The organism is Elioraea tepidiphila DSM 17972, assembly GCF_000378465.1.
GTDB classification, from domain to species: domain Bacteria; phylum Pseudomonadota; class Alphaproteobacteria; order Acetobacterales; family Acetobacteraceae; genus Elioraea; species Elioraea tepidiphila.
Map to the genome: position 1 here is coordinate 72,501 of NZ_KB899922.1, position 14,837 is coordinate 87,337.

Below are 14,837 nucleotides of genomic sequence, written 5' to 3' on the forward strand. Positions count from 1 at the left end.
GAATCGCGCAAGGCCGCCGCGGCCAGCAAGCCGCACAGCGGTCAGTCGGTCAGTGCGCACCAGACCGGCGTGTGGTCGGACGGGCTGTCCTTGCCGCGCGGGCCGCGATCCACCGACGAGGCGGACAGCCGCTGCGCCGCATGGGGGCTCAGCAGCAGGTGGTCGATGCGCATGCCGTGATCGCGCGGCCAGGCGCCGGCCTGATAGTCCCAGTAGGTGTAGCCCGCCTCGTCCGCGTGCAGCGCGCGGAACGCATCCGTCCAGCCTTGCCAGATCAGCCGCCGCCACGCCGCCCGGCTCTCGGGCTGGAGCAGCGCGTCCGAGGCCATCGCCCGCTCGTCCCACACATCGCGCGCGGTCGGGCAGACATTCCAGTCGCCGCCGATCACCACCGCGCGCTCCTCCTCGAACAGCGCCGCGGCGCGCGCCGCCATGCGCTCCATCCAGGCGAGCTTGTAGGCGAACTTCTCGGTGCCGACCGGATTGCCGTTCGGCGCATAGACCGACGCCACCACGAGCCCGCCGATCTCGGCCTCCAGGTAGCGCGCCTGGGAATCGCCATCGCCGTCCGGCAGCCCGCGCATCCGCTCCGCCGCGGGCAGGCGGCTCAGGATCGCCACCCCGTTGTAGGTCTTCTGGCCGGACACGAGCGCGTGGTAGCCGGCCTCCTCCACCTCGGCGCGTGGAAAGCCTGCCTCCTCGACCTTCAGCTCCTGCAACAGGACGACGTCCGGCGCGCCGTCCGCGCGCAGATACTCGATCAGGTGCGCCTTGCGCGCGCGCACCGAGTTGACGTTCCAGGTCGCGACCTTCACCGGGCGGTCAGACCGAGAACGAGGTGCCGCAGCCGCAGGAGGCGGTGGCGTTCGGGTTGCGCACCGTGAAATGCGCCGCCATCAGCCCCTCGTCGTACTCCACCTCCGAGCCCGCCAGCAGGTCGAGCGAGACCTCGTCCACCACCAGCTTCACGCCGTCGCGCTCGAACACGCGGTCGTCGTCGTTCAGCGTCGCGTCAAGCGCGAAGCCGTACTGGAACCCCGAACAGCCGCCGCCCGAGACGGCAAGCCGCAGCATCAGCGCCGGGTTGCCCTCGGCGGCGATGATCTCGGCAAGCCGCCGCGCGGCCGAGGCCGACAGCGTCACGGTGCGGGGCGGGGCGTCGAGCGTGTCCATCAAGGCACCTCCGGCGGGAAAGATCGGGATCGGACTCGCCCATGTCAAACCGCCGCCGTTGCGCGGCCGCGCTGCGCGGGAGGATGATCGCGGCCGATGTCCGCCCGCTACCCCCATCCGCTCGCCCCCTGGGCCGTGCCGCCCGACCGCACGCGCGGCCGGCGCTTCCCCGAACGGCCGAGCGAGGGCAGGGGGCCGTTCCAGCGCGACCGTGATCGCATCATCCACTCAACGGCCTTCCGCCGGCTCAAGCACAAGACGCAGGTCTTCGTCGCGCATGAGGGCGACCACTACCGCACCCGCCTGACGCACTCGCTGGAGGTGGCGCAGATCGCGCGTTCGATCGCGCGGCGGCTCGCGCTGAACGAGGATCTCGCCGAGGCGCTGGCCCTCGCCCACGATCTCGGCCATCCGCCCTTCGGCCATGCCGGCGAGGAGGCGCTGAACCAGGCCATGGCGGGCGAGGGCGGCTTCGACCACAACGCCCAGGCGGTGCGCGTGGTGACGGCGCTGGAGCGGCGCTACCCCGCCTTCGACGGGCTGAACCTGACCTGGGAGACGCTGGAGGGGCTGGCGAAGCACAACGGCCCCGTCACCGCGCCGCACCGGCACCTCGCCGGGTTCTGCGCGGTGTTCGATCTCGATCTCGGCTCGTGGCCCTCGGCGGAGGCGCAGGTGGCGGCCCTCTCCGATGACATCGCCTACACCAACCACGATCTCGATGACGGGCTGCGCGCGGGGCTGTTCACGCTCGATGAGCTGCGCGCGCTGCCGCTGGTCGGCGCGGCGATCGCGGAAGCCGAATCGGAATACCCGGGCATCGCGCCCGATCGGCTGCACCACGAAACGATCCGCAGCCTGATCGGCGCGATGGTGCACGACGTGGTGGCCGAGAGCCGCGCGCGGCTGGAGGGGGCGGCGCCGGCATCGGCCGATGCGGTGCGGCAACTCGGCGTGCCCGTGGTGGCGTTCGCGGCGCGGATGCAAGCGGCCCTGGCCGAGATCAAGGCGTTCCTGATGGCGCGCATGTATCGCCACCATCGGGTGAACCGGATGACCGCGAAGGCGCGTCGGGTGGTGCGCGAGCTGTTCGGGGCGTTCCGCGCCGATCCCGGCTGCCTGCCGCCCGAGTGGCAGGGCGGCGACGTCACCGCGGTCTGCGATTACGTCGCCGGCATGACGGACGGCTACGCGCTCGACGAGCACCGGCGGCTGTTCGACGTGACGACGCGGGCGTGACCGTCGCTGCTTGGCCGGTCCGCGGCCACCCTGCATTGACGCGACGCGCCCGGCATGGTCGGTCACGATCGCCCACATCGCAGGACCACCGCCATGCGCACGCCCACCGCCCATCCCGCCCCCGGCATCATCGGCCACAACCGCACGATGCTGACGCCGCATTACTGCGTCTTCCCGCCCGAGGGCATCATGGATTCCCTGTTGCCGTCCTGGCCGGGCTGCATCATCCGCTTCCAGACCTCGCCGGCGATGGGCGCGCGCTTCGCCCAGGCGCTGCTGATCGCGCCGGCAGGGCAGGGCAGCGCGGGCGTGCTCGATGACGGACTGGAACATTTCTTCTACGTCCAGCAGGGCGCGTTCACGCTGACCGCGGACGGACAGGCCGCCACGCTCCGGCCGGGCGGCTTCGCCTACATCCCCGCCGGCATGGCCTACGCGCTCACCGCGACGGCCGAGGGCGAGGCGCGGGCGATCTGGGTCAAGCGGCCCTACGAGGCGGTGCCGGGGATCGCCAGGCCGGGGCTGAAGATCGGCCATCGCGACACCGCGCCACGCGAGGACAACGGCCCGCGCTGGCGCATCCTTCTGCTCGGCACGAAGGACATGTCGATGGATTTCGAGATGAACATCATGTGCTACGCGCCCGGCGCGCATTTCTGGTGCATCGAGACCCACGTCATGGAGCACGGCCTGGTCATGCTGCAGGGCCAGGCGCTGCAGTTGCTGGGGCGCGACTGGCACGAGATCTGGACCGGCGATTTCGTCTGGATGGGTCCCTATCTGCCGCAGCAGATCTACGCCACCGGCAACGAGGTGGCGGAGTATCTGCTCTACAAGGACGTCAACCGCGACGTGCGGTTCGAGGGTGATGCCGCGCGCGGCGGCGCCTGATCCCGCATCGCCGAGCCATCCCCTCGGCCGCCTGTCCGCGCACCAGTGTCGCGGTTCGTTGGCCTGGAAACGTCCTCTGCGCCATGGCAGAAGGCGGAAAACCGACCGGGAGGACAGCAATGCCGTCGCAGAGCCGCCATGCCGTGCGGGGCCTGCCGTGATGCGGAGCATCCGCGGCCCTGCGATCTTCCTCGCGCAGTTCGCGGGTGACGCCCCGCCCTTCGACAGCCTGGACGGGATCGCCGGCTGGGCCGCGTCGCTCGGCTTCAAGGGGGTGCAGATTCCCTCCTGGGATGCGCGGCTGTTCGATCTCGCCCGCGCCGCCGAGAGCCGCGCGTATTGCGAGGACGTCCAGGCGCTGCTCGCGAAGCACGGGCTGGTCGTCACCGAGCTTTCGACGCATCTGCAAGGCCAGCTCGTCGCCGTCCATCCCGCCTACGATGCGGCCTTCGACGGTTTCGCGGCCCCGGCGGTGCGCGGCAACCCGAAGGCGCGCCAGGCCTGGGCGGTGGAGCAGATGCGGCTCGCCGCGCGCGCCTCGCGCAACCTCAGCCTGACCGCGCACGCGACCTTCTCCGGCGCGCTCGCCTGGCCCTATGTCTATCCGTGGCCGCAACGGCCGCCCGGGCTGATCGCGACCGCCTTCGCCGAGCTCGCCGCGCGCTGGCGCCCCATCCTCGATGCGTTCGACGAGGTCGGCGTGGATGTCTGCTACGAGATCCATCCGGGCGAGGATCTGCACGACGGCGCCACCTTCGAGATGTTCCTCGACGCTGTCGGCGGACACCCGCGCGCCAGCATCCTCTACGACCCGAGCCACTTCGTGCTCCAGGCGCTCGACCATCTCGCCTTCATCGACCTCTATCACCCGCGCATCCGCATGTTCCATGTGAAGGACGCGGAGTTCCGCCCGACCGGCCGCGTCGGGGTCTATGGCGGCTACCAGCCCTGGGTCGATCGCGCCGGACGGTTCCGCTCGCTCGGCGACGGCCAGGTCGAGTTCGGCGCGGTGTTCTCCAAGCTCACCCAGTACGGCTTCGACGGCTGGGCCGTGCTGGAATGGGAGTGCTGCCTGAAGCATCCCGAGGACGGCGCGCGCGAGGGGGCCGAGTTCATCCGCCGCCACCTGATCCGCGTCACCGAGAAGGCGTTCGACGACTTCGCCGCGAGCGGCACGGACGAGGCGGCCAACCGCCGGATGCTCGGGCTGTGAGGCGCATCCGCCTCGCCATGGTCGGCGGCGGGCGCGGCGCCTTCATCGGCGCGGTGCACCGCATGGCCGCGCGGCTCGACGATCGGTTCGAGCTGGTCGCAGGTGCGCTCGCCTCCGATCCCGAGCGGGCGATGGCCTCCGCGGCCGGGCTCGGCATTCGCGGCTATCCCGATTTCCGGGCGATGATCGCGGCCGAGGCGGGGCGCGCCGACGGCGCCGAGGCGGTGGCGATCGTCACGCCCAACCACATGCATCACGCCCCGGCCAAGGCGGCGCTGGAGGCGGGGCTGCACGTGATCTGCGACAAGCCGCTCGCGCTCACGGTGGCCGAGGCCGAGGATCTCGTCGCGACCGCGAGGCGCACCGGCCGCGTGTTCGTGCTGACGCACAACTATTCGGGCTATCCGATGGTGCGCCAGGCGCGCGCGATGGTGCGGGCGGGTGAGCTTGGCGCTCTCCGCGTGGTGCAGGTCGAATACCCGCAGGACTGGCTCAGCACCCCGCTCGAGCAGACGGGGCAGAAGCAGGCCGCGTGGCGCACCGACCCGGCGCGCGCGGGACTCGGCGGCTCGCTCGGCGATCTCGGCACGCACGCGCATCATCTCGCCGAATTCGTCACGGGACTGCGCGTCGAAAGCGTGCTCGCGGACGTGCAGAGCTTCGTCGCCGGGCGCCGCGTGGACGACAACGCGCATCTGCTGCTGCGCTTCGTCGGCGGGGCGCGCGGCATGCTGTGGTCGTCGCAGGTGGCGCCCGGCAACGAGAACGCGCTCAGGCTGCGCGTCTATGGCGAGCGCGGCGGGCTCGCCTGGAGCCAGGAGCAGCCGAACCAGCTCCTGCACACCCCGCTCGGCGAGGCGCCGCGCGTGCTCGCGCGCGCGGTCGGCGCGCTCCATCCGGCCGCCGCGCACGCCACGCGCATCCCGTCGGGTCACCCGGAGGGCTATCTCGAGGCCTTCGCGCAGCTCTACCGCGACGCGGCCGAACAGATCGCGGCGCTGCGCGAGGGGCGTGCGCCCGATCCGCTGAGCACCGACACGCCGACCGTCGAGGATGGGCTGCGCGGCATGCGGTTCGTCGCCGCGGCGGTGGCGTCCGCTCAGGCAGGCGGGAGCTGGACGCCTGTCTGATCCGGCCACCGTGCCGGAACAGCGTCAAACACGGATGTGCCGGTGCGCTTCCGGTTGACCCGCTGTGCCGAGCTCGGCTTCATTGCGCATGACGCGCCATCGAGAGCGCGAAGCCAGGGAGCGCCGCATGTCCAGGATCCTGATCCGCAACGCCATGGTGTTCGACGCCACGGGCGCCGAACCCTATCCGGCCGATGTGCTCGTCGAGGGCAACCGCATCCGCGCGGTCGCGACCGATCTCGGCACGGTGGACGCGATCGGCGCGGACGTGATCGACGCGACCGGCATGACGCTGATGCCCGGCATGGTCGAAGGCCACAGCCACCCGACCTTCACGGGCGTCTCGGAGCCGGCCCAGCTCGGCGAGATCCCGCCCGAAGAGCACCTGATCATGACGATCAAGAACACGCGGGTGATGCTCGACCATGGCTTCACCAGCCTGTTCGAGGCGGCGAGCGCCAAGCTCCGGCTCGGCGTCGTCACACGCAACGCGATCAACGCCGGCGACTTCATCGGGCCCCGGATGCGGGCCGCCTCGCCCGAGATCACCACCACCGCGGGCCTCGGCGACGAGCGGCGTGTGCATCTCTACCGCGAGAGCTTCGCCCTGATCGCCGACGGCGTGGACGAGATGCGCAAGGTCGCGCGGCTCTGCATGCGCGAGGGCGTGGACAACCTGAAGATCAACGTCTCCGGCGACGACTTCGTGACCCACGCCAAGGCCCGCATCACGCCGATGTCGCGCGCGGAGATCGCCACGGCCGTCGAGGTCGGGCACGAGTTCGGCAGGATGCTGGTGGCGCATTCGCGGTCGGCCGAGAGCGTGAAGCGCTGCGTCGAGGCGGGCGTGGACTGCATCTACCACTGCGACCAGTCCGACGAGGAGGCGCTCGACATGCTCGAGCGCAACAAGCACAAGCATTACGTCGGGCCCGCCTTCGGCCTGCTCTACAACCTGATGTACGAGCACGAGAAGATCGGCATCACGAAGGCGTGGCTGATCGAGCGCGGCTTCGACAAGGCGTTCGAGGTGAGCTGCGAGACCTACCACCAGATGCGCAAGCGCGGCATCCGCGTGGTGATCGGCGGCGACTACGGCTTCGCCTTCACCCCCCAGGGGCAGAACGCGCGCGACATCAGCCACTTCGTCCGCTTCTTCGGCTACACGCCGAACGAGGCGTTGCAGTGCGCGACGCGCGTGGGCGCGGACCTGATGGGGCTCAAGGGCCAGTGCGGCGAGGTGCGCGAGGGCTACCTCGCCGACCTGCTGCTCGTGAAGGGCGATGTGGTGGCGGATGTCTCCCTGCTGCAGGACAAGGACAACATCGCGATGGTGATGACCGACGGTCGGCTCTGGAAGGATCCGCGCCGCAGCATCGCGCGCGAGAAGTTGCCGCTCGCGGCCGAGTGATCGGCGCGCGGGGAGCGACACTTCCCGCGCGCGGCTACCCCTTCGCGAAGAACCGTGCCGCCAGGGTCTCGAACGCCTTGAGATAGACCTCGTTGGTGGCGAAGGGGATCAGCGTGACGTCGTCCTGCGGGGCGGCGACCCAGTCGCCGGTCCAGCAGCCGAAGCAGCGGTTCCCGTCGGTCACGCGCCAGAGCCGCGGGCCGCTGACATAGTGCAGCCAGGGAATCCCGCTCTTGGTGATGCAGTACGAGAAGCTCATCTCGGCATCGTCGAGATGCAGCAGCTTCTCGTGCAGATGCCCCTCGCCGAAGTGGAAGTCGCGCGTGCCCGAGACCTTGTCGCTGCGCACGCCGCCCAGCATGTGCATCTTCGTGATCGCGTCGTGCCAGGCGCCCATGCCGGCGAAGTCGCGGATCACGCCCCAGACCGCCTCGGCGGGCGCGTCGATCACGGTGCTGCACCACACCTTGTTCGGCGCGAACCCGGCCCAGCGCGACGCGTTGGCGGGCCGCGGCCGGCCCGGCAGGACCTTCTTCAGCGCGTCCCAGCCGCCCTGGAACACGGCGTTGGAGATGATGTCGACATACTTGCCCTTGTCCTGCGGCGCCTCGTCGAAGGTCGCCTCCCACTCGGCGAAGGTCTGGTCGGTCTTGGTCACCGGCAGCAGCCGCACGCGCGCGCGGTAGTTCTCGACCGGGAACGCCGGGGTTTCGAAGTTGTAGGAGAAGCTGGTGAAGCGGTCGTCCAGATGCAGCAGCCGCTCGCGCACCATCGTGCCGTCCTGGAGCCAGAAGCGGCGCACGCAGCCGACCACATCGGCATCGAGCCCGTCCTCGATCTCCGAGCGCGCGATCGCCGGATGCCAGGAGGGCAGGCCGTTGAAGTCACGGATCGTCGCCCAGACGGTCTCGATCGGCGCGTCCAGGATGGTCGAGGCATAGGCGCGGGCCATGGGTGGGCTCCTCAGAAGCTGATCGACTTGAAGGCGCGGGTCTGCGCGGTGAGCGCAACCTCGGTCGGCAGGCGCTCCATCGAGGAGGCGCCGTAGAACCCGTTGCACTGCTTCGTATGGCGCAGGATGTAGGTGGCATCCTCCGGCGTCGCGATCGGACCGCCGTGGCAGAGCACGATGATGTCGGGCCGCACGCGCCGCGCCGCTTCCGCCCAGGCATCGATCAGGGCCGGGCAGTCGGCGAGCTTGAGCGCGGTGTGGGCGCCGATCGCGCCGCCGGTGGTCAGGCCCAGATGCGGCACGATGATGTCGGCGCCGGCCTTCGCCATCTCCGCCGCCTCGTCGGCGTTGAACACGTAGGGCGTGGTCAGCATGTCCTTCGCGTGGGCCAGCCGGATCATGTCGATCTCGTGCCCGAACCCCATCCCGGTCTCCTCGAGGTTGGCGCGGAAGATGCCGTCGATCAGCCCGACGGTCGGGAAGTTCTGCACGCCGGCGAAGCCGAGCGCCTTCAGCTCATCGAGCAGGTGATCCATGATCACGAAGGGATCGGTGCCGTTCACGCCCGCGATCACCGGCGTGCGCTTCACCACCGGCAGCACTTCGCGCGCCATCTCCTTCACGATCTCGTTCGCGTTGCCGTAGGCGAGCAGGCCGGCGAGCGAGCCGCGCCCCGCCATGCGATAGCGGCCCGAGTTGTAGATCACGATCAGGTCGATCCCGCCTTCCTCCTCGCACTTGGCCGAGAGGCCGGTGCCCGCGCCGCCGCCGATGATCGGCTCGCGGCGTGCCACCATGGCGTTGAAGCGGTCGAGCAGGGCGCGGCGCGTGAAGCGGGGCATGGTCAGACGATCTCGCGGAAGGCGGTGAGCACGGCATCGGCGAAGGCGCGGTCGTTGATCGCCGCATCCACCTCGATGAGCCTGCGGTTGGGCGCGGGCACGAAGCCGCTGCGGATCGTCTCGAACAGCGCCGCATCGGCTGCGGGGTCGTGGAAGGGCATGCCCGGCACGTCGATCGCCGACACCCCGCCGAGCGGCAGCAGGAACCGCACCGGACCCTCCATGCGGTTCAGCCGCTCGACGATGAAGCGCCCGATCGCGCGGTTCTCCTCCGGCGTGGTGCGCATCAGCGTCACCTGCGGGTTGTGCACGTAGAGGGTCCGTCCGGCGTAGCGCGCCGGCACGGTGTCCTTGGCGCCGAAATTCACCATGTCCACCGCGCCGACGCTGCCGACATACGGCAGGCGCGCGCGGATCGCCGCGCCGAACCGGTCCTCGGTACAGGGGAAGACGCCGCCGAACAGGTGATCCGGCACCTCGGTGGTCGTGATGTCGATCAGCGCCGCGACGAGGCCGGAATCGGCGAGCTTCTCCATGCTCTGCCCGCCCGCGCCGGTGGCGTGGAACACGTAGCATTCATAGTCGGCGTCGAGCGCCTCGCGCAGCATGGTGATGCAGGCGGTGGTGACGCCGAACATGGTCATGCCGATGCCGGGTTTCTCGGCCGCCGTCGCGGCGGGCGGTGGATTCAGCGCCATGCCCGCCGCGGCATGCGCAGCATTCGCGATCACCCGGCGCGAGATGCCGTTGATCCCCGCGACATCCACCACCGAGTACATCAGCGCGAGATCGGACGGGCCGACATAGGGCGCGACATTGCCCGAAGCGACCGTGCTGACCATCAGCTTCGGCGTGCCGATCGGCAGCGCGCGCATCGCCTGTGTGACCAGCGCGGTGTTGCCGGAGCCGCCGAGGCCCAGCACCGCGCCGATATCGGTGCGCGCCGAGAGCCATCGGGTCAGCGCCTCCGCCATGCCCGCAACCGCCGCGCCGCGGTCGTTCAGCCCGAGCACGGCCCCCGCGCCGTCGGGGTGATGCGCGGCGATCTCGGCGGCGGTGACGTCGGCGCCATCGCCCGGACCCTTGGTGCCGACATCGACCAGCACGGGGCGCGCCCCGGCGCGCCGCACGCAGTCGGCGGCGAAGCGCAGCTCCGCACCCTTGGTGTCCATCGTGCCGATGACATAGACCGTGGCCATCGCCTCTCTCCTCAGTGGTGTCCGCCGGCCGCCACGCCGAGGTAGCGCCGCTGGATCTCGATATCCTCCGCGAGCGTCGCCGCGGGCAGCGAGGTCGCGATGCGCCCCGTCACCATGATCGCGATCTCGGGCGCGACCTCGGTCGCGACGCGCAGGTTCTGCTCGACCAGCAGCAGCCCCATGCCGTCCTTCGGCAGGGCGCGCAGCACCGCGATCAGTTGATCGACGATCACCGGGGCGAGGCCCTCGCTCGGCTCGTCCATGATCACGACCTTGGGGTTCATCAGCAGCGCGCGCGCGATCGCCAGCATCTGCTGCTCGCCGCCCGAAAGCTCGGTGCCGCCGTTACGCCGGCGTTCCGCGAGCCGCGGGAAGGTCTCGTAGACGCGCTCGATGGTCCAGCGCGCGCCGCGCCCCTGGCTGACCAGCTTCAGATGCTCGTGCACCGAGAGCGAGGCGAAGGTGCGACGGCCCTGCGGCACGATCGCGAGGCCCTGGCGCGCGATCCGGTACGGCGGAAGTCCGGTGAGGGGGCGTCCGTCGAGCGTGACCTCGCCCTCGCTCGGCCGGATCATGCCCATGATCGCCTGGCAGAGCGTGGTCTTGCCCATGCCGTTGCGGCCGACGATCGCGAGCGGTGCGCCGCCGAGCGCGATCGACACGCCCTGGAGGATATGCGCCTCGCCGAACCGCACATGCAGGTCGCGCACGTCGAGCATCAGTGCCCGGTCCCGAGATAGATCGCCTGCACGGTCGGATCGTCCTCGATCCGGTCGGGCGCCGCCTCGACCACCACCTCGCCGTCCTTCATCACCGTGACGATGTCGGACGCGGGCAGCGCGATGTCCATGTCGTGCTCGATCAGGATCAGCGTCACGCTGCGCGGCAAGGTGCGCAGCATCGCGAGCAGCCCGGGCCGCTCGCCGGCCGAGAGTCCGGCGGCGGGCTCATCGAGCATCAGCACCTTCGGGTCGCCGGCGAGCGCCATGCCGATCTCGAGCTGGCGCCGCTGACCATGGCTGAGATTGAGCACACGCTCGCTGAGCAGGGGCGCGAGCTGCACCCGCTCGGCGAGCGCGCGCGCCTTGGCGAGCGCAGGATCGTCCCGCCCGGAGCGGAGCACGGACCAGCGGTGCGGCTGCACCCCGCGCACGGCGACGAACAGGTTCTGCTCCACCGTGAGCCCGTTGAACAACAGCGAGGTCTGGTAGGTCCGGCCGATCCCGAGCCGCGTGCGCTGATGCGGGCGCGCGCGCGTGATGTCGAGACCGAACAGCTCGATCCGGCCCGAACTCGGCGGGAAGTCGCCGCAGATCGTGTTGAACAGCGTGGTCTTGCCCGCGCCGTTCGGACCGATCACCGCGCGGCGCTCGCCCGGCGCGACATCGAAGGTGACGTCGCGCACGGCCTGCAACGCGCCGAAGCGACGGCTGACACTGCTGAGGCGGAGGGCAGGCGTGCTCACACGGCGATCCTGAAGCCAGTGCGGGGCCGGCACCCGCCGGCCCCGCAACAGCCGTGCCGACTACGACGGGCGGACGCAGCCCGGGTTGTCGCGCGAGGGCGAGCCGAGGGCGAGGAACTGCGCCTCCGGCACGCCGAGGGTCTGGTTCACCTGCGCCGTTCGCCCGAACGCGACCACCTGGGCCCGTCCGTCACGCTCCTCGACGCGGTTGAGGAAGATGTCGGAGATGGCCTGGCGATTGTGGTCGAGCTTCACGTTCGCCCCGGTCGGCGCCTTGAACTGCTGCGCGGCGAGGGCGCGCTGGAACGCGGCCTGGTTGTTCGAGAGATCGCCGTCCACGGCCCGGAGCGCGCCGAGGATGCCCCAGAGATTGGTGGCGTAGTTCACGGCATGGATCGAGGGCGAGGGGAATCCGCCCTCGTTCAGCCAGCGGCGGCGATAGCGCTCGACGAATTCGCGCCAGTCGGGATCGTCGATCACGTCCGCGATCGGGCCGCTCGACACCATGCCGATCATCACGCGGCGATGCGGACCGCGCGCGGCGAGCATGGTCTGATCCGCCATGATCGAGCCCGCGATCAGCGGCTTCTGCCCGCCCGCCTGGGCGTACTGCGTCATGAAGGCGAGGCCGTCGGTGCCGCCATGCACGATCACGATCGCGCCGGCATCGGAGCGGTTGATCTGCGCGACCTGGGCGCTGAAGTCGGTGGTGCCGAGCGGCGCCCAGTAATGCGTCACGCGCCCGCCGAGGCGGCAGAACTCGATGTTGAAGCCGAACACCTGCGCGTAGGGGAAGGCGTAGTCGCCGGCCGTCACCGCGACGTCGCGGATGTTGAGGTTGTTGTAGACATGGCTGCCGAGCCCCGCCATCCACTGCGTGCCGTCGGTGTTGAAGCGGAAGAAGTTCGGCGAGGGGTTGCGCAGCGTCGTGTCGGCCGCGCCCGAGCTGCCGTTGACGATGGTGCGCCCGGTCAGCGTGCGCGAGTAGTCGCGCAGCGCGATTCCCTCGGCACCCGAGAGCGGGCCGAGGATGATGTCCACGTTGTCCTGCTCGATGAGCTTGCGCGCGCGCGCGAGGGCCACGTCGGCCTGCGCGTTCGAGCTCTCGCGGATGAACTCGATGCGCCGCCCGCCGACCGTGTAGTCGATCCGCTCGAGCTCCATCTGTACCGTGCGGTAGGCGTCCTGCCCGCCGGTCGCGAAGGGGCCTTCGAGTGTGGTCAGCCCGCCGAGGCGGATCGGCGCGCGCTGCGCGATCGCAGGGGCCGGAAAGCCGGCGGCAGCGGCGGCGAGCCCGCCGGTGCCGAGCAGGGCCGCACGGCGCGTGAGACGTGTCGTCATGATGACTCCTCCTTCTGTGTCCGTTGTCGTCGCGGGCGGGGTCGGACGCACGCCGCCCTTGCCACGCTCAGGCTGCGGCATGGCGCACCCCGAGCAGTCTGCGCAGCCGGGCCCCGACCCCCACCATGCCGTCCGGCGAGACCAGGACGATGGCGAGGAAGACGAGGCCGATCAGCGTGTTGAAGCGGTCGCGGTCGTAGAGATCGGCCGCGAAGGTGTCGAACACCACGAAGATGAGCGCACCGATGAAGGCGCCGATCGGATGGCCGAGCCCGCCGATCACGCTCATGATCAGGATGTTCACGGTCGCGCCCAGTCCGATCGACCCGGGCGAGATGCCGATGTTGTAGATGGTCGCGAGCACGCCGCCGGCGCCGGCGATGAAGCCCGCGACGCCGAAGGCGAGGATGCGATGCAGCGCGACCGAGTAGCCGAGGGCCGCGACGCGGCGCGCGTTGTCGCGGATGCCCTGGAGCACGAGCCCGAACGGCGTGCGCACGAGATAGAGCACGCCCCCGTAGAGCAGGCCCGCGACCGCGAGCGCCGCATAGTAGAAGACGTAGGCGTTGCGGAAGTCGTAGCCGAACAGCCGCGGGCCGACGACGTTGCGGATGCCCTCGTAGCCGTTGAACCAGGCGATGTTGGTCTCGACGAAACGGAACACGCCCATGGCGAGGGCGAGCGTGATCATCAGCAGGTAGATGTCGCGCGTGCGCACGGCGATCGCGCCGACCAGCAGCCCCATCAGCGTCGCGGCGGCGAGGCCGAGCGGCACGGCGGCCGCATAGGAAAGCCCGCCGACGATCGCCGGCACGGCGCCGTCGACGAAAATCGCGACCGTGTAGCCGGCGGTGCCCGCGATCATCATCTGCGCGAGCGAGATGAAGCCGCCATAGGTGGCGAGGAAGGTCAGCGACAGCGCGATGATGCCGAAGACGATCGCGCGGCCGAACACGTTGGCGGTCCAGAACTGCGCCTGGTGCGGCGGCAGGATCATGGGCAGCAGCCAGGGCAGCGCGAGCAGCGCCGCGACGATCAGCCAGCGAGCCGCGCGCTCAGCCACGGCCGAGAATCCCCTGCGGCCGGAGCGCGAGCACGGTCGCCATGATCACGAAGGTGAGGATCACGGAGTAGGTCGGAAACAGCGCCTGGCCGATCTGCTCGGCGAGCCCCACCAGCACCGCGCCGACCGCAGTGCCGGTGACCGATCCCATCCCGCCGACGATCACCACCACGAGCGAGATCAGCAGGAACCGACCATCCTGGCCGAGGGCGAGCGGCTGCGCGGTCGAGCCGATCACGCCGCCGAGGCCGCAGAGTGCTGCGCCGAGCGCGAACACGGCGACGCCGACCACGGGCACATTGACCCCGCAGGCGCCGAGCATCTCGCGGTCATCGACGCCGGCGCGGATCATCATCCCGAGCCGCGTGCGGTTCAGCAGCAGCCAGAGGCCGATGCCGACGCCGAGCGCGACGGCGATCTGCACCAGGCGGAAGGTCGGATAGCCGCCGACCAGCGGCACCTGGGTGGAGCCGAAGATGGCGTCGGGGGCGAAGAACTGGCGCGGCGTGCCGCCGAACACGGCGAGCACCTGGTCGGCGACGATGATCGACACGCCGATGGTGACGAGCGCTTGGCGCAGCTCCTGGCCCTGCATCCAGGAAAGCAGAAGCGCTTGCAGCAACGCGCCGATCACCGCGGCGAAGGCGATCCCCGCGGCGAGCCCGGCATACCATGCCCACCAGACATCGGCGTCGTAGAGCGGCTCGAAGACGCGATACCCGACATAGCCCGCGACGAGATAGAGCGAACCGTGCGCCATGTTGACCACGCGCATCAGCCCGAAGATGAGCGAGAAGCCACTCGCCACGATGAAGTAGAGCGCCGCGAGCGTCAGTCCGTTCAGCACGACGATGGCCGCGAGGCCCATCCGCGTGTCGTCTCCCCCCTCTGGCCGCGTCGCGGCTCGTTCGCTGTCGC

General features: G+C 70.4%; 15 protein-coding genes. 5 read left to right on the forward strand and 10 right to left on the reverse strand.

Going from position 1 to position 14,837, the window contains the following annotated elements:
• Positions 1 to 41 precede the first annotated feature (41 nt).
• Both xth and erpA read right to left on the reverse strand, forming a co-directional pair.
• Complete coding sequence (gene xth / locus F563_RS0111540; protein WP_019014833.1) at positions 42 to 815, reverse strand: exodeoxyribonuclease III; 774 nt, start codon at positions 813 to 815, stop codon at positions 42 to 44.
• Between the two features lie 7 nt (positions 816 to 822).
• The gene (gene erpA, locus F563_RS0111545; RefSeq protein ID WP_019014834.1) at positions 823 to 1,173 is read right to left on the reverse strand and encodes an iron-sulfur cluster insertion protein ErpA; all 351 of its coding nucleotides are present in this window, start codon (positions 1,171 to 1,173) and stop codon (positions 823 to 825) included.
• A gap of 96 nt (positions 1,174 to 1,269) precedes the next feature.
• On the opposite strand from erpA, the gene F563_RS0111550 reads away from it, so the two are divergent.
• From F563_RS0111550 to F563_RS0111570, 5 genes are all read left to right on the forward strand, one after another.
• Entirely contained in the window at positions 1,270 to 2,412 is a 1,143-nt protein-coding gene (locus tag F563_RS0111550; RefSeq protein WP_019014835.1) for a deoxyguanosinetriphosphate triphosphohydrolase, read from the forward strand.
• A 93-nt stretch (positions 2,413 to 2,505) separates the two neighbouring features.
• Positions 2,506 to 3,303 (forward strand): (S)-ureidoglycine aminohydrolase, encoded by a 798-nt coding sequence (gene allE / locus F563_RS0111555; RefSeq protein ID WP_019014836.1) that lies wholly within the window; start codon positions 2,506 to 2,508, stop codon positions 3,301 to 3,303.
• Between the two features lie 160 nt (positions 3,304 to 3,463).
• Positions 3,464 to 4,516: a sugar phosphate isomerase/epimerase family protein gene (locus tag F563_RS0111560; RefSeq protein ID WP_019014837.1), complete on the forward strand. Its 1,053-nt coding sequence runs from the start codon at positions 3,464 to 3,466 to the stop codon at positions 4,514 to 4,516.
• Positions 4,513 to 5,646, forward strand: a complete 1,134-nt coding sequence (locus F563_RS0111565) for a Gfo/Idh/MocA family oxidoreductase (protein WP_019014838.1) — start codon at positions 4,513 to 4,515, stop codon at positions 5,644 to 5,646. The genes F563_RS0111560 and F563_RS0111565 overlap by 4 nt, the downstream gene beginning before the upstream one ends.
• A gap of 127 nt (positions 5,647 to 5,773) precedes the next feature.
• Entirely contained in the window at positions 5,774 to 7,057 is a 1,284-nt protein-coding gene (locus tag F563_RS0111570; RefSeq protein WP_019014839.1) for a metal-dependent hydrolase family protein, read from the forward strand.
• A 34-nt stretch (positions 7,058 to 7,091) separates the two neighbouring features.
• On the opposite strand, the gene F563_RS0111575 is transcribed toward F563_RS0111570, so the two are convergent.
• The 8 genes from F563_RS0111575 to F563_RS0111610 all read right to left on the reverse strand — a co-directional run bounded on the left by F563_RS0111575 (position 7,092) and on the right by F563_RS0111610 (position 14,787).
• Positions 7,092 to 8,009, reverse strand: coding sequence for an SRPBCC family protein (locus F563_RS0111575; protein WP_019014840.1), 918 nt, complete (start codon positions 8,007 to 8,009; stop codon positions 7,092 to 7,094).
• Between the two features lie 11 nt (positions 8,010 to 8,020).
• Positions 8,021 to 8,851 (reverse strand): phosphoenolpyruvate hydrolase family protein, encoded by an 831-nt coding sequence (locus tag F563_RS0111580; protein ID WP_019014841.1) that lies wholly within the window; start codon positions 8,849 to 8,851, stop codon positions 8,021 to 8,023.
• 2 nt (positions 8,852 to 8,853) lie between these two features.
• Positions 8,854 to 10,050, reverse strand: a complete 1,197-nt coding sequence (locus F563_RS0111585) for a Tm-1-like ATP-binding domain-containing protein (protein ID WP_019014842.1) — start codon at positions 10,048 to 10,050, stop codon at positions 8,854 to 8,856.
• Between the two features lie 11 nt (positions 10,051 to 10,061).
• Positions 10,062 to 10,769: an ABC transporter ATP-binding protein gene (locus F563_RS0111590; protein ID WP_019014843.1), complete on the reverse strand. Its 708-nt coding sequence runs from the start codon at positions 10,767 to 10,769 to the stop codon at positions 10,062 to 10,064.
• Positions 10,769 to 11,515, reverse strand: coding sequence for an ABC transporter ATP-binding protein (locus F563_RS0111595; RefSeq protein ID WP_019014844.1), 747 nt, complete (start codon positions 11,513 to 11,515; stop codon positions 10,769 to 10,771). The genes F563_RS0111590 and F563_RS0111595 overlap by 1 nt, the downstream gene beginning before the upstream one ends.
• 60 nt (positions 11,516 to 11,575) lie before the next feature.
• Complete coding sequence (locus tag F563_RS0111600; RefSeq protein WP_019014845.1) at positions 11,576 to 12,856, reverse strand: ABC transporter substrate-binding protein; 1,281 nt, start codon at positions 12,854 to 12,856, stop codon at positions 11,576 to 11,578.
• Positions 12,857 to 12,923: 67 nt separating this feature from the next.
• The gene (locus tag F563_RS0111605) at positions 12,924 to 13,919 is read right to left on the reverse strand and encodes a branched-chain amino acid ABC transporter permease (RefSeq protein ID WP_019014846.1); all 996 of its coding nucleotides are present in this window, start codon (positions 13,917 to 13,919) and stop codon (positions 12,924 to 12,926) included.
• Entirely contained in the window at positions 13,912 to 14,787 is an 876-nt protein-coding gene (locus F563_RS0111610) for a branched-chain amino acid ABC transporter permease (RefSeq protein ID WP_019014847.1), read from the reverse strand. The genes F563_RS0111605 and F563_RS0111610 overlap by 8 nt, the downstream gene beginning before the upstream one ends.
• Between the last annotated feature and the right edge of the window lie 50 nt (positions 14,788 to 14,837).

What these genes read in the sequence shown, in the direction of transcription:
- erpA (WP_019014834.1), bottom strand. Translation starts at nt 1,173, where the DNA reads ATGGACACGCTCGACGCCCCGCCCCGCACCGTGACGCTGTCGGCCTCG.
- F563_RS0111550 (WP_019014835.1), top strand. Translation starts at nt 1,270, where the DNA reads ATGTCCGCCCGCTACCCCCATCCGCTCGCCCCCTGGGCCGTGCCGCCC.
- allE (WP_019014836.1), top strand. Translation starts at nt 2,506, where the DNA reads ATGCGCACGCCCACCGCCCATCCCGCCCCCGGCATCATCGGCCACAAC.
- F563_RS0111560 (WP_019014837.1), top strand. Translation starts at nt 3,464, where the DNA reads ATGCGGAGCATCCGCGGCCCTGCGATCTTCCTCGCGCAGTTCGCGGGT.
- F563_RS0111570 (WP_019014839.1), top strand. Translation starts at nt 5,774, where the DNA reads ATGTCCAGGATCCTGATCCGCAACGCCATGGTGTTCGACGCCACGGGC.
- F563_RS0111575 (WP_019014840.1), bottom strand. Translation starts at nt 8,009, where the DNA reads ATGGCCCGCGCCTATGCCTCGACCATCCTGGACGCGCCGATCGAGACC.
- F563_RS0111580 (WP_019014841.1), bottom strand. Translation starts at nt 8,851, where the DNA reads ATGCCCCGCTTCACGCGCCGCGCCCTGCTCGACCGCTTCAACGCCATG.
- F563_RS0111585 (WP_019014842.1), bottom strand. Translation starts at nt 10,050, where the DNA reads ATGGCCACGGTCTATGTCATCGGCACGATGGACACCAAGGGTGCGGAG.
- F563_RS0111590 (WP_019014843.1), bottom strand. Translation starts at nt 10,769, where the DNA reads ATGCTCGACGTGCGCGACCTGCATGTGCGGTTCGGCGAGGCGCATATC.
- F563_RS0111600 (WP_019014845.1), bottom strand. Translation starts at nt 12,856, where the DNA reads ATGACGACACGTCTCACGCGCCGTGCGGCCCTGCTCGGCACCGGCGGG.
- F563_RS0111610 (WP_019014847.1), bottom strand. Translation starts at nt 14,787, where the DNA reads ATGGGCCTCGCGGCCATCGTCGTGCTGAACGGACTGACGCTCGCGGCG.